Origin of the sequence: Pseudomonas sp. KCJK9111 (assembly GCF_046231935.1) — a bacterium.
Taxonomy (GTDB): Bacteria; Pseudomonadota; Gammaproteobacteria; order Pseudomonadales; family Pseudomonadaceae; genus Aquipseudomonas; species Aquipseudomonas parafulva_B.
Genome location: NZ_JBJJMO010000049.1, coordinates 1 through 11,925 on the forward strand (window position 1 = coordinate 1; position 11,925 = coordinate 11,925).

The following is an 11,925-nucleotide window of genomic DNA, read 5'->3' on the forward strand; positions in this document are numbered from 1 at the left end:
ATGTTTAGAGGAGCCGGGGTTGAAGCTTGCGCACTGCCCTAGGCTACAATTACGCCCTCGTGGGAGCGTCCTGCCGCGATGGGCCGCGCAGCGGCCCCATAGTCACCTACCCCCCACCCAACAACCGCCCCAGACGTTTTCCCACGCATTCGCTGGCGCTTTTGCGCCATTGCGGCGAACATTGCCGGCTGATTTTGCTGCCAACGGAGTGACTGTGGCCAACGAGCAACCCAAGGCCCTCGCCGAACTGACCCCACCCACACGCCTACCCTGGCTCAAACGGCTCATCGCCCAGTGCCTCGGGCGTGGTCTGACCCGCATTCAGGCGCAACACCCTCACTCCTGGTGGCTAGGCCATGCCGATGGCCAGCACCAAGGCCGTGGCGAAGGCGAACGCGCCGGGTTCGAACGGGGCCATGCGCAAGGGTACGAGGCAGGCCAGCAAGTGCTGGTCATCCGTGACCACCGGCCCGACACCCCAGCCATTCCCGGCCAGGATGATCACCTGTTCGAAGACTGGCGCCTGGCCCTGACCGCCGAGCTGAAGAAACGCTTCAAGGCCGACGTTGCCCAGCGCCTGCCCAGCCACGCGCAGCCCAGCGCCGCGCAATGGAAACTGATCTTCAGCGATACACCGTCCACCTGCGTGGTGGCCGGGGCAGGGGCGGGCAAATCGACCTCCCTGGTGCTGCGAATCTTGCTGCTGCGTCACTACCTGGGCTACGAACTCGATGCGATGACGGTCGTCACCTTCACCCGTGAGTCGCGCAAGGACTTCATCAAGCGCTTGGTGCAGGTATTCGCGCTGTGGGACGTTCACCTGCAACCGGCACAGGCGCGCGAACTGGTACGCACCTTCCACTCCCGCATCCTGCCGCTGGTGCGCAGCTTGCCTGGGTTCGAGCAGGTGCGCGCGTTCGAGACTCTGGGCAACGAGATGCCCGCCGGGCGTGAGGCCGAGGCGGACAGCAACCCGTTCGACCTGCGCCTGAACGATGCCCAGCGCCAACAGCTCAATCATTGCTACAGCGCCCTGCTGGCGGACAGCCCGCGCTTTGCCGAGCTGATCGGCCACTTGCGCAACGAAGCCTTGCAACTCAAGCCACTGGACCCGGACAACCCCGAGGTGCAGAAACGCGCCCAGGTGACGCAACTGGCCGCGCAACGCGATGAAGAGCTGTGCGATGTGATCGAGGACCTTTGGTTCGCAGCGGGGGCCTGGCCAATCCAGGGCATTGAGCCGACGCGTGACACCGTCGAGATCCGTGGGTGCCGTTTTCATGTCCACGGCCGCTTGGGTGCCACCGGGCCATGGGTGGTGTTGGGCTTCGACCCTTCCGAGAGCGCCCAGTACCAACGACCCGGTGCCAAGCTCGCCGTACGCGCCGAGTGGGCAGTCAAACGAACCCTATTGCAGGCATTCTGCGATCAGCCGTTGATCTGGCTGGACAACTACGCCATGGCCCGGCGCCTGGCCGCTTCGCTGGCAGGTGACGCCGTGGCCGGGCCTGGGTTCGAATACAAGGTCAAGGGCGAGCTGTCGGCCGCGCCGCTGCTCGACGCATTCGTCAGCGCCGCGAGCTTTATCGAAAACCTCGGCCTGGAAGTGAACACGGCTATTGCCGACATGCGCTTTGTGCCAGGCGACAGCGACGCGCTGTTCTTCGAAGCGTTGGCCCTTTACTGGAAAGCGTTCGAAGCGCATTTGCTCGACCAGGTCCCTCCGGTCATGAGCTACAACCGCATGTTCGCGCTGTTCGGGGAAAACAACCCGGAAAACCTGCAACTGTTGCCCGACCCGCTGTTGCGGCCGCTGGCCCACCTGATGATCGATGAATTCCAGGACGTCTCGCCGCAAATCGTCAGCTGGCTGCGGGCGTCTTTGCGTGAAATCCGCAGGCGCGGCCCCGGCCTCAATGTCGGCCGCCATGCTCAGCATTCTTCCCTGTTGTGCGTGGGCGATGACTGGCAGTCGATCTATGGCTGGCGAGGCAGCTCGCCCAAGTACTTCACCGAATTCACCAAGGCGTTTCCGACGCCCGCCAGCACACGGGTAATGATGGTGGAGAATTATCGCTGCCAGCAGCAGGTAATCGATGCCGCCGAGCACCTGGTCAAGGGCACGTCCACCATCGCCGGCAAGAAGGCCCGGGCCGCTGGCCCTGCCGCTGAACTTGCAGGCTCTCCGGTCAAGGTCTTCGAGCGTGACGAGGCCGCCTTGGGCCAGACCCTCATCGAGCATTACCAGCGCGGCGAGTCGGTGCTGATGCTCTACCGCAAGGGCAATGACCGGGCGGCGATGGGCGAACACCTGGAGCCTGTGCTTCAAGCCGAGGCAGCGGTGCCGCCCGAGCAGCGGCGTCTTCGGCAACTCACCTACCACAGCGCCAAGGGCTTGCAGGCCGATGCGGTGTTCATGCTGGGCGACTGCCAGTACCTGACCAGCTCGCCCTACAAGAACCAGGTCTATCGCCAGGCGGGCTTGGGCAAGGCGGGCGACCCGCAGCCGTTCGATACCGCCCAGAAGGAGGAGGTGCAGCGCTTGGCCTATGTGGCCGTGACCCGAGCGGTGCAGCATTGCTACTGGCACGTGGAGCCGGCCAATGGCGATGCCGCCGTGGCCGCTCGCGCTTCCAGCCGTGTGGATGGCCGTCAGGACTGTTTCGAAGACTGTCGGGGTCGGTGACGGTTAAGTCACCGTCGGTAAGGGGCCAGTGGTGGCAACTGGCTTGCGCCAAGGTGACCTGTCGGCGCCCTGCGCGCTCCGGCGCAAGGGTTGCCGCAGACGACAGGCGTCGTGGAACGCGGTGGCGTGTTCGGTCTGGTGTAGCTGCATCAGGCTGCCGATCAGGAAGCATACCCATGCGATCAACCACCACACCCAAGGATCACCCGCTGGACATCAATGGCATCGAAGTGGCTGTGCGCTGCTGGGGACCGGAGGATGGCATTCCCGTACTGGCCTTGCATGGCTGGTTGGACAACGCCGCCTCGTTCGAGCGCCTGGCACCCCTGCTCGATGGCTGTTTCGTGGTAGCCCCCGACCTGGTCGGCCATGGGCGTTCCGACCATCGGCGCCATGACAGCGGCTACTACCTGTGGGAGCACGCCGAGGACATGCTGTCGGTCACCGAAAGCCTTGGCATGCGGCAATTCCATGTACTGGCCCACGGCATGGGCAGCGGTGTGGCTTCGCTGCTGGCGGCCATGACCAGTGCGATTGCGAGCATGACCTTCCTCGACGGCATGGGGGCACCGTTCACCGTCGCCGAGCATGACCGCGTGCAGCACCTGGCACGGGCTTATCGCCTCAAGCGCATGGTCCAGCGTACGCAGATGCAGGGCTTCAACGAGCCGGACGTGCAACGCTTCGACGATTTGGACAGCGCGCTGGCTCAGCGTCGTGAACGGCTCGACACCGACTTGTCGCAAGAGGCTGCGAGGTTACTGGCGCTGCGCGACCTGCTCCAGCTCAACGACGGTTATTGCTGGCGCCACGACCCGCGGTTGGTGCTGCCTGAGCCCATGCCGCTCACCGAGCCTGAGGCATGCGATCTGCTCAGCCAGATTCGTTGCCCGCTGTACCTGATGTTTGGCCGGCAGGGCGCTTTCACGGGCGAGGCCTTCGGCCGGCGTGAAGCGGCATTGCCGCCACAGGCGAAAGTGTCCTGGCACCCAGGCGGCCACCATTTCCACCTCGATGCGCCGGACCGTGCCTTGGTTGATCAACTGCTGCGTATCCTCGCGCGCCATGAGGGCGGTGTGTTGCAGCGCTTGGTCAACGAGTAGCGCCTTCACACGGTTGCGCCGTTTGTTCAAGCGCGGTGTCGGCCGGTACGGGGACACTGTGGGCTCCTGTCATTCTGGAGTTGCCCATGCGCTACCTCTACGCCCCTGTGTTTTTCTTAGGGTTCATAGGCGCTGCCCTGGCAGTGGCGATGAACACCCATCTGTTCTGGTTGCTGCCCTTGCTGGTGGGCGCCGTGGTGGTGTCGCGGTTGTGCGAGCGTGCCATGCCGTTCAAGTCATGGTGGAATCACTCGCAGGGGGATACCCGGCGAGATGCCTGTCACGCGTTGGTGAACGAGGCGCTGACAGGGCTCAGCGTTGTCGTGGTCGTACCGCTGGCGGCATCGCTGCCGAACTTCGGGCTCTGGCCCGGGCACTGGCCCTTGGTCTTGCAGTTGCTGATGGCGATCATCCTGGCGGACCTGGGCATTACCCTGGTGCACTACGCCAGTCACCGCAGCGCCTGGCTGTGGCGTCTGCACGCCGTGCACCACAGCGTGACTCGACTGTACGGGTTCAACGGCTTGATGAAGCACCCTTTGCATCAGATGCTCGAAACCCTGGGCGGCACCTTGCCGTTGCTGATGCTTGGCCTACCCATACAGGTCGCTGCACTCCTGGCCTTTTCCGTGTCGGTACAGTTGCTGTTGCAACATAGCAATGTGGACATGCGCGTCGGTGCCTTGCGCCATGTGTTCGCGTGGGCGCCGGTGCACCGTCTGCATCACCTCAAGTACGGCACCCACGGCGACGTCAATTTCGCCCTGTTCCTGCCGCTGTGGGATCGCCTGCTGGGCACGGCGCTGCATCTACCCGACTACGCACTGCGCGATGACGACGTGGGCATTGGCGATCGCCCTGATTATCCCCGGACCTATCTGGCACAGCTTCGCGAGCCTTGGCGGGGGAGTGAGGTGCACGCACCGGCAGTGCTACCGGCTGCGTTGCGTCAGGCGCTAGCCAGGCGCGCCCAGTCGTAGGTGGCGCACAATTTCGCTGGGGGTAAGCCCGAAATGGCGGCGCATGCTGCGGGAGAAGTGCGCGGAGTCGGCGAAACCGGCTGCGAGCGCCGCTTGTGTCAGGCTGGCACCGGCCAGTGCTTGCTGCACGGCCATCCGCAGGCGCTGCCACAGCACCAGGCGTCGTACCGAAACCCGCAGTTGGCGTGTGAACAGGCGCTCCAGCTGGCTCACCGAAAGCGATGCAATGCTGGCCAGTTCATGTGCAGGCAACGGTTGCTCACCCAGCGCGCGCACGTGCTCAAGCGCTTTTGCCAGACGTGGGTCCAGTGCCGATCGTGGCCATGTCCGAAGATGCATCGCCAATTGCTCAGGCACCCGGTCGGCTGATTCAGCCAGGCGTTGCAGGTCAGACAGACGGAACGCCAACGGCTCTGCAAACAGGGTGATACACGGCACGCGCTCGCTCAGGATGGCATGGGGCTGTTGCGAAGGGATCAGCACCTGCGGGCCGCTGCACGTATGCCCGTCCAGGCAGACCTCGACATCCGCATCAAGTCCGATCAGCAGTTGATGGGCATAGTGCTGGTGGCTGTCGGTGCGCCCCAGTCGTCCCGTCACCAGGCAGTGGTCCTCGGCCAGCCAGATCTCGCCTTGCCAACTTGGCTGCGCTGCACCGTTCATGGCCACAGTGAAGGCATGTCAGTCAAAGTAGCCTCGCAGGCTGAAATTGTACCCAGTGTCCACGGTGGTGTTCGCCACACGCCCAGCACGCTTGTTCAAGACGAACTCGAAGGTCGGTTCGTACAGGCCATCACACAGGCAGGCGCCGGCCAGGACTTCGACGTCATACCAGCCGTTGTCCAGTTCGATCACAGGGCGGCCCGGCTCACGGTAGCGCGCCAGCAAGTCGCCCAGGGTCTTGGGGGTGAAGTACTGGAGGATACGCCAGGTGTACAGCATCACAGCGCCATGCTCGATCTTCAGCGAATAACCACCGCGCTGGTGCTTGAGACGGCTGCTCGCCTCGCGCAATTTGGGCGTTTGCCCATTGAGCGTGAACACCACGTGGTAGGGAAGGTTGTCGACGCCGGCCACAGGCAGCACGACGCCATCGCGTACGGCCTTGTCGCCGCTGTCATGGTGGGTGAATTCGTAGGCCAGGTCGTCAGGCAGGCCATGCTCCTGCTTGAAGCGTTCGAGCAATTGGATGTCACCTAGCAGGAAGTAGTCGACCAGGTCGTTGAGCACTTCGTCGAACTCATGACGCATCGTGTGTCCTTGGGCAACGATCGGTAGGGCTGCGCCAGTCGGGATGTTGGACGGGCGCAGGCGGTGTGCAGGCGCCAGTCAGTGTAACTGCGTAATCTGGATGAGGTTGCCGCAGGTGTCGTCGAAGATTGCAGTCATGACGTTATCGACCTCGGCGGGAGTCTGATGGAACTGGACACCGGCAGCGGATAGCCGGATGTATTCGCCTTGTATGTCTCGCACGGCAAAGATTGCGGTGGGTATGCCGTCTTCTTTGAGCGCGGCCTTGTACGCTTTCGACGCAGGGTGCACCTCTGGCTCCAGTTGCAGTTGCACGCCGTTGGGGTCGTTGGGTGAGGTCAGGGTCAGCCAGCGGTGCTGGCCCATGGCGAGGTCTTGTTTAGGTTCGAAGCCCAGTACGTAGTGATAGAAGGCAAGCGCTTTGGCTTGGTCGTCGACAAGAATACGGGTGAGCATGATCTTCATGGGCGCACACCTATGCTGGGGTCGTTACTTATCAGTAAAGACGGCCCTTGACGTTTGGCAATGCAGCCTAGTATCAAATCGCGTCTTTGATCACGCCATCGGTGCATCAGGGCCGCAAACTGGTCAATGGCCGGCGCAGCACAAGCGTTCAGCCTTTGGAAGTGTCCGCAGTGGCTTGCAGGTCGGCGGCGAATACCTCGGTGACCTTCGTCCGATAGGCTTCGAAGGCTGCAATGGCGCCGACGATCACGCCAGCTTCTTGTTGTTCATCGAGCGCCAGGCCGTCGATTGCGCTCACGAACGCCTTCCAGTGCTGGGCGCGTCCTTGCGGGTGGGCTGCCAGGTGCCGCGCACCCAGGCCTTCGTCCAGGCCAAGGTGCTGGGTGTGCTTGAACAAGAAGGCGGCGCCCAGGTTCGAACCCTCGCTGCAATACAGCCAGCCCAGTGCCTGGGCCCGGTCTACCTTCACCCTCGCCGGCAGGGCCGGTGGCACTTGGCCCAGGTCGCGAATGTCCTGCTCGACCGCAGCGAGCCGCGACAGCGACGAGAGGCCCGGCAGCCACGCATTGAGGTGGGGGTCCTCGTAAAGTCCGTGGAGGCTGCCGTGAAAGTGATGCTGTACCAGCAGGAAGCGCGCGTAGCGCGCTCTGTCCTCAAAGGGGTGCGCGGCCATGACCAACTGATCGACACTGTCATGTTCGCGGTGGGTGGCCGCTTTGAGGCGTTTGCAACGGCTTGTCTCCAGGGGTGACACGGGTACGGCGATCATTCGGTGAGTCCGTGCGGGCAGAAAGGCGTCCATGATGCGTGGCGGTGAGCATCGCAGCAAGCATCAGGCACGGTTATCATGGCCGCCGTATCGTTCAGACCCAAGGAAAAGCCGGTCATGTCTTCGCTTCAGTTCCGTACGCCGTCCCTTGAGGACGCCAGCCGCTGCCACGCCATCGAGATTGGTGCCTACGAGGGAGACGAAGCTGCCACGCTGGAAAAGATCCAGACGCGCATCAGTCGGTACCCACAGGGGTTTCTGTTGCTTGAAAGTGATGGAGAGATCGTTGGCTTCATCAACAGCGGCTGCGCCCACCAGGTGGTGATGTCGGACGAAGCGTTCAAGGAACTGGTGGGGCATGACCCCGATGCCCCCAACGTAGTGATCATGTCGGTGGTGGTCGACCCGGCGTCTCAGGGCCAAGGTCATGCCAAGCGATTGATGGAAGCGTTCATCCTGCGAATGAAAGCCTGCGCGAAGCAGACCATCCACCTGATGTGCAAAGAACAGCACTTACCGCTGTACCGCAAGCTGGGTTATCAGTACGTCCAGCCTTCACCTTCCGAGCACGGCGGTATGGCGTGGCATGAGATGGTAATGGTGCTGTGAGCCATTGCCGGGCGGCGTCAGGTAGGGCCGCACTGCGGCCCACCGGCGGCAAGCGCGACGCTACAGGTTGAACCTGCCATTAAGCTGGGGCTGGCTTGCTGGTGATGGGCTGTCATGCAGCCCCAGAGGCGCAAGACAGCCAGCATCACGAGGCGGCGCCTCTATCAGCCTGCGACCAACTGATGGGCCAGGCGGTTGTGGCGTTCGAGCACCCGTGGCAGGTCGACGGTGACCAACTGGCCATCCCTGACCACCACCTTGCCGTTGATGACGCTGGTATGCACCTGGGTCGGGGTGCAGAACACCAGCGCTGCAAGCGGGTCATGATGCCCGCCGGCGTAGGCGACATGGCCCAGGTCGAAGGCGACGAAATCAGCGACCATGCCCGGTGCCAGTGCGCCGATGTCATCGCGGTTGAGCACCTTGGCGCCGCCCAGGGTCGCGATTTCCAGCGCTTCGCGGGCCGTCATCGCATCCGGGCCAAACCCCACGCGTTGCAGCAGCAGGGCCTGGCGGACCTCGCCGATCATGCTGGCACCGTCGTTGGACGCCGAACCGTCCACCCCGAGCCCGACCGGTACGCCATGATCGCGCATGGCGCGCACCGGGGCGATACCTGAAGCCAGGCGCATGTTCGAGCATGGGCAATGGGCGACCCCGGTGCCGGTGCGGGCGAACAGTTCGATGCCATGCTGGTCCAGTTGCACGCAGTGCGCGTGCCACACGTCGGGCCCGACCCACCCCAAATCCTCGGCGTACTCGGCAGGGGTCATGCCGAATTTTTCCCGGCTGTAGGCAATGTCGTTGACGTTTTCGGCCAGGTGCGTGTGCAGCGATACGCCATGCTGGCGAGCCAGAACAGCCGCTTCGCGCATCAGGTCGCGGCTGACCGAGAAGGGCGAGCAGGGCGCCACCACGATCCGGCGCATCGAGCCATGGCTGGCATCATGGTAGTCCTCGATCAGGCGCTGGGACTCCTTGAGGATATCCGCTTCCTTTTCCACTACCGAGTCCGGCGGCAGCCCGCCCTGGCTCTGGCCCACGCTCATGCTGCCGCGGGCGGCGTGAAAACGCATGCCGATTTCGGCAGCCGCATGGATGCTGTCGTCGAGCTTGCATCCGTTGGGGTAGATGTACAGATGGTCGCTCGAGGTGGTGCAACCGGAAAGGATCAGCTCGGCCATGGCCGTCTGGGTCGAGACCGCAATCATCTCGGGGGTGAGCCGTGCCCAGATCGGGTACAGCTGGGTGAGCCAGTTGAACAGCTCGCCGTCCTGGGCGGCTGGCACCACCCGCGTCAGGCTCTGGTACATGTGATGGTGGGTGTTGACCAGCCCGGGGATGACCACCTTGCCGGACATGTCCAGCACCTCGTCCGCCTGTTGGGGCAGGGTATCGCTGGGGCCGACTTGCTTGATCAGGTTGTCTTCGATGTACAGGCCACCACCGCGGATTTCGCGGCGCTCGCCATCCATGGTGACGAGCAGTTGGGCATGCTTGATCAGGAGCGTTCTTGGTGCGTGTGCAGATGACATGGTCGATGCCTGTTGCAATACGCGCTAGCGATGGCCAGCGTCGTAGGCGACGCGGCAATGTAATCAGGAAACGATCAGGTTGTATACATTGGCCGTATTTGTGAATGTGCGTCACCTCATATGTGAAAATCGGCCAGAAATAAGACCTCTGCGATCGAATAAACTGGCAGCCAATGTCTTGAGAGTTCTTCCATGTCTGCCGCATCCACCACCGCTTCACCCGTTGACGAAGCTCCACGGGCAGCCATCAGCATTGCCATCCTCGCGTTCTCCGCTTTCCTGATTGTCACCACCGAGTTTCTCATTGTGGGCCTGTTGCCTGCCCTGAGCCGCGACCTGGGGGTGTCCATCTCCATGGCTGGACAACTGGTCACGCTGTTCGCATTCACAGTCATGCTGGCAGGGCCGTTCCTCACGGCCATGCTGGCGCATCTGGACCGTAAACGGCTGTTCATCACCATCTTGCTGGTTTTTGCCGCGGCCAATGCCCTGGCGGCCGTGGCCGATAACTTCTGGGTACTGGCCATTGCACGTGTCATACCGGCATTGGCGTTGCCGGTGTTCTGGGGCACTGCCAGCGAGACGGCCGGGCACCTCGCCGGGCCCGAGCATGCAGGGCGTGCGGTATCGAAGGTATACCTGGGCATCTCTGCCGCCATGCTGCTGGGCATCCCGCTGGGCACGTTGGCCGCTGACGCGTTGGGCTGGCGTGGCGCCTTCGGGGCGCTGGCGGTGCTTTCCCTGGTGATGGCCGTGGCGATGGGCGTCTGGATGCCCCACGTAGCCCGCACCGCCAAGGTGGATTTCGCCCGTCAAGCGCGGATTTTCACCGAACGCTTCTTCGTAGCGAACGTGCTGCTGTCGATTCTGGTGTTCACCGCCATGTTCACCGGCTACACCTACCTGGCCGACCTGCTCGAGCGTGTGGCGGGTGTGGCCCCGGCTCACACCGGTTGGTGGCTGATGGGCTTCGGCGCCGTTGGCCTGCTGGGCAACTGGATCGGGGGGCGCGCCGTCGACCACTCCGTTCTCAAGGCCACTGCGGGCTTTCTGGTGCTGCTGGCGATCGGCATGGCAGCGCTGGAGCCCTTGGCCCATGCAGGCCTGGTGTTCTGCCTGGCGCTGGCCTTGTGGGGTATCGCCAACACCGCGCTTTACCCGGTCTGCCAGGTGCGCGTGATGGCGTCGGTGACCCACGCCAAGGCGCTGGCCGGTACCGCCAACGTATCGGCTGCCAACGCCGGCATCGGCCTGGGTGCGGTGCTTGGTGGCATGACCATCGACGGGCTGGGGGTTGCGTATCTGGGCTATGTGGCCGCCGCAGTCGCCGTGCTGGCGCTGCTGGCAGTGCCCATAGTGGGCAGGCTGGCGCCTCAGACGGGTTCGGCGGTACGTGTGCCGTGAGGGGCGAGCCTGGGCAACAGGTAATCGAGCAGTGCACGCACTTTGGGTAGGTGCTCGCGACGCTTGAGCCAGACCAGGTTCATTGGCAACCCGTCGGTTGCCAGCTCCGGCAGCACCTCGACCATCCGTCCATGATCGAGGTGCTGCTGGGTCAACCAGGTGGGTAGCTGACCTATGCCATGGCCGGCCAGCACCGCCGCGACCTCGCCTTCGCCATCGCCCACGGCGATGCGCGGCTGTACCGTGCGACGCTCCATCTCCCCGGGCTGGCGCCCCTTGAAGAACCACGGGCTGACCAGGCCGTCGGTGTGCCCATAGCCCACGCAGTGGTGATGCTCCAGGTCCTCCTCGCTTTGCGGAGTACCGTAAATGTCTAGGTAGTCGGGGGCTGCGCAGAATATCAGGCGCTGGGCGCCAAAGTACTGATGGCCCAGGGCAGCGGGCCAGGTATCGGGGCCGCCGATGCGCACCACGATGTCGATGCCTTCCTGCACCGGGTCGACGAAACGGTCGGAAAACGAGACGTGCGGCTGCAGCAGCGGATGCTGCCGGGTAAACGCCAGGATCAGCGGCAGCACATGCAAGCGCCCATAGGAGGCGGGCAAGTCGATGCGTACCCGTCCGTGAGGTTCATTACCCGTAGTGGCGAGGGTGTGTTCGACTTCTTCCAGATCGGCCAGCACCGAGGTGCAGGTGCGGTAGAAAACCACGCCTGCCTCGCTCAGCGACAACCGGCGGGTGGTGCGCTCGAACAGGCGAACGCCCATGCGCGCCTCGAGGCGCGCGATACTCTTGCTGACCGCCGAGCTGGTAAGGCTCAGTCGCCCGGCCGCTGCCGTGAAGCTGCCGAGGTCGGCGACCGCGACGAAGACGTCGATCCCTTTGAGTCGTTCTGAGGAGTGCATGACCGGCCTTTACATGGGTTCGTGGGGCAGACCCCGGCAGCATAAGGGATCCTGTGATGGCGTTTTAGGGTAATAGCGTCGGGAGACAGGCCTGGGTAGCGCATCGGCAATGGAACACCAGCCCATCTTGCACACTCATAGGCTTTGCGCCAGCGCCTTGGGTAGATCATGCTGTACCGACCCGGCCCTGATGCACCAAAGGACTGCCCCCATGTTCC

11 protein-coding genes are annotated in these 11,925 nt (G+C 63.5%); 5 read left to right on the forward strand and 6 right to left on the reverse strand.

What is annotated here, in order from left to right:
* The first annotated feature begins 214 nt into the window (after positions 1 to 214).
* The 3 genes from ACK59L_RS16000 (at position 215) to ACK59L_RS16010 (ending at position 4,769) form a co-directional block, all read left to right on the forward strand.
* Positions 215 to 2,686, forward strand: a complete 2,472-nt coding sequence (locus ACK59L_RS16000; RefSeq protein WP_409274667.1) for a UvrD-helicase domain-containing protein — start codon at positions 215 to 217, stop codon at positions 2,684 to 2,686.
* Between the two features lie 176 nt (positions 2,687 to 2,862).
* Positions 2,863 to 3,789 (forward strand): alpha/beta fold hydrolase, encoded by a 927-nt coding sequence (locus ACK59L_RS16005; RefSeq protein WP_058605934.1) that lies wholly within the window; start codon positions 2,863 to 2,865, stop codon positions 3,787 to 3,789.
* Positions 3,790 to 3,875: 86 nt separating this feature from the next.
* A complete protein-coding gene (locus ACK59L_RS16010) occupies positions 3,876 to 4,769 on the forward strand; it encodes a sterol desaturase family protein (protein ID WP_409274670.1) in 894 nt (297 codons plus the stop codon).
* On the opposite strand, the gene ACK59L_RS16015 is transcribed toward ACK59L_RS16010, so the two are convergent.
* The 4 genes from ACK59L_RS16015 to ACK59L_RS16030 all read right to left on the reverse strand — a co-directional run bounded on the left by ACK59L_RS16015 (position 4,746) and on the right by ACK59L_RS16030 (position 7,254).
* Entirely contained in the window at positions 4,746 to 5,432 is a 687-nt protein-coding gene (locus ACK59L_RS16015; protein ID WP_409274672.1) for a helix-turn-helix domain-containing protein, read from the reverse strand. The genes ACK59L_RS16010 and ACK59L_RS16015 overlap by 24 nt on opposite strands.
* Before the next feature lie 18 nt (positions 5,433 to 5,450).
* Positions 5,451 to 6,020 carry a hypothetical protein gene (locus ACK59L_RS16020; protein ID WP_196136999.1) on the reverse strand — a complete coding sequence of 190 codons (570 nt, stop codon included), beginning with the start codon at positions 6,018 to 6,020 and terminating at the stop codon, positions 5,451 to 5,453.
* 78 nt (positions 6,021 to 6,098) lie between these two features.
* Positions 6,099 to 6,485 carry a VOC family protein gene (locus tag ACK59L_RS16025; RefSeq protein ID WP_058605932.1) on the reverse strand — a complete coding sequence of 129 codons (387 nt, stop codon included), beginning with the start codon at positions 6,483 to 6,485 and terminating at the stop codon, positions 6,099 to 6,101.
* A gap of 148 nt (positions 6,486 to 6,633) precedes the next feature.
* Positions 6,634 to 7,254 (reverse strand): biliverdin-producing heme oxygenase, encoded by a 621-nt coding sequence (locus tag ACK59L_RS16030; protein WP_409274674.1) that lies wholly within the window; start codon positions 7,252 to 7,254, stop codon positions 6,634 to 6,636.
* 117 nt (positions 7,255 to 7,371) lie between these two features.
* On the opposite strand from ACK59L_RS16030, the gene ACK59L_RS16035 reads away from it, so the two are divergent.
* Positions 7,372 to 7,863: a GNAT family N-acetyltransferase gene (locus ACK59L_RS16035; RefSeq protein ID WP_409274676.1), complete on the forward strand. Its 492-nt coding sequence runs from the start codon at positions 7,372 to 7,374 to the stop codon at positions 7,861 to 7,863.
* Between the two features lie 164 nt (positions 7,864 to 8,027).
* Here ACK59L_RS16035 and ACK59L_RS16040 read toward each other — a convergent pair whose 3' ends face one another.
* Positions 8,028 to 9,398, reverse strand: coding sequence for an 8-oxoguanine deaminase (locus tag ACK59L_RS16040; protein ID WP_326384368.1), 1,371 nt, complete (start codon positions 9,396 to 9,398; stop codon positions 8,028 to 8,030).
* 192 nt (positions 9,399 to 9,590) lie between these two features.
* Here ACK59L_RS16040 and ACK59L_RS16045 point away from each other — a divergent pair, with 192 nt between their 5' ends.
* Entirely contained in the window at positions 9,591 to 10,802 is a 1,212-nt protein-coding gene (locus ACK59L_RS16045) for an MFS transporter (RefSeq protein ID WP_409274679.1), read from the forward strand.
* On the opposite strand, the gene ACK59L_RS16050 is transcribed toward ACK59L_RS16045, so the two are convergent.
* Entirely contained in the window at positions 10,772 to 11,707 is a 936-nt protein-coding gene (locus tag ACK59L_RS16050; RefSeq protein WP_409274681.1) for a LysR substrate-binding domain-containing protein, read from the reverse strand. The genes ACK59L_RS16045 and ACK59L_RS16050 overlap by 31 nt on opposite strands.
* Between the last annotated feature and the right edge of the window lie 218 nt (positions 11,708 to 11,925).

Excerpts from the sequence above, each read along its gene's own strand:
- ACK59L_RS16005 (WP_058605934.1), top strand. The coding sequence starts at position 2,863 with ATGCGATCAACCACCACACCCAAGGATCACCCGCTGGACATCAATGGC.
- ACK59L_RS16010 (WP_409274670.1), top strand. The coding sequence starts at position 3,876 with ATGCGCTACCTCTACGCCCCTGTGTTTTTCTTAGGGTTCATAGGCGCT.
- ACK59L_RS16015 (WP_409274672.1), bottom strand. The coding sequence starts at position 5,432 with ATGAACGGTGCAGCGCAGCCAAGTTGGCAAGGCGAGATCTGGCTGGCC.
- ACK59L_RS16020 (WP_196136999.1), bottom strand. The coding sequence starts at position 6,020 with ATGCGTCATGAGTTCGACGAAGTGCTCAACGACCTGGTCGACTACTTC.
- ACK59L_RS16025 (WP_058605932.1), bottom strand. The coding sequence starts at position 6,485 with ATGAAGATCATGCTCACCCGTATTCTTGTCGACGACCAAGCCAAAGCG.
- ACK59L_RS16030 (WP_409274674.1), bottom strand. The coding sequence starts at position 7,254 with ATGATCGCCGTACCCGTGTCACCCCTGGAGACAAGCCGTTGCAAACGC.
- ACK59L_RS16035 (WP_409274676.1), top strand. The coding sequence starts at position 7,372 with ATGTCTTCGCTTCAGTTCCGTACGCCGTCCCTTGAGGACGCCAGCCGC.
- ACK59L_RS16040 (WP_326384368.1), bottom strand. The coding sequence starts at position 9,398 with ATGTCATCTGCACACGCACCAAGAACGCTCCTGATCAAGCATGCCCAA.
- ACK59L_RS16045 (WP_409274679.1), top strand. The coding sequence starts at position 9,591 with ATGTCTGCCGCATCCACCACCGCTTCACCCGTTGACGAAGCTCCACGG.
- ACK59L_RS16050 (WP_409274681.1), bottom strand. The coding sequence starts at position 11,707 with ATGCACTCCTCAGAACGACTCAAAGGGATCGACGTCTTCGTCGCGGTC.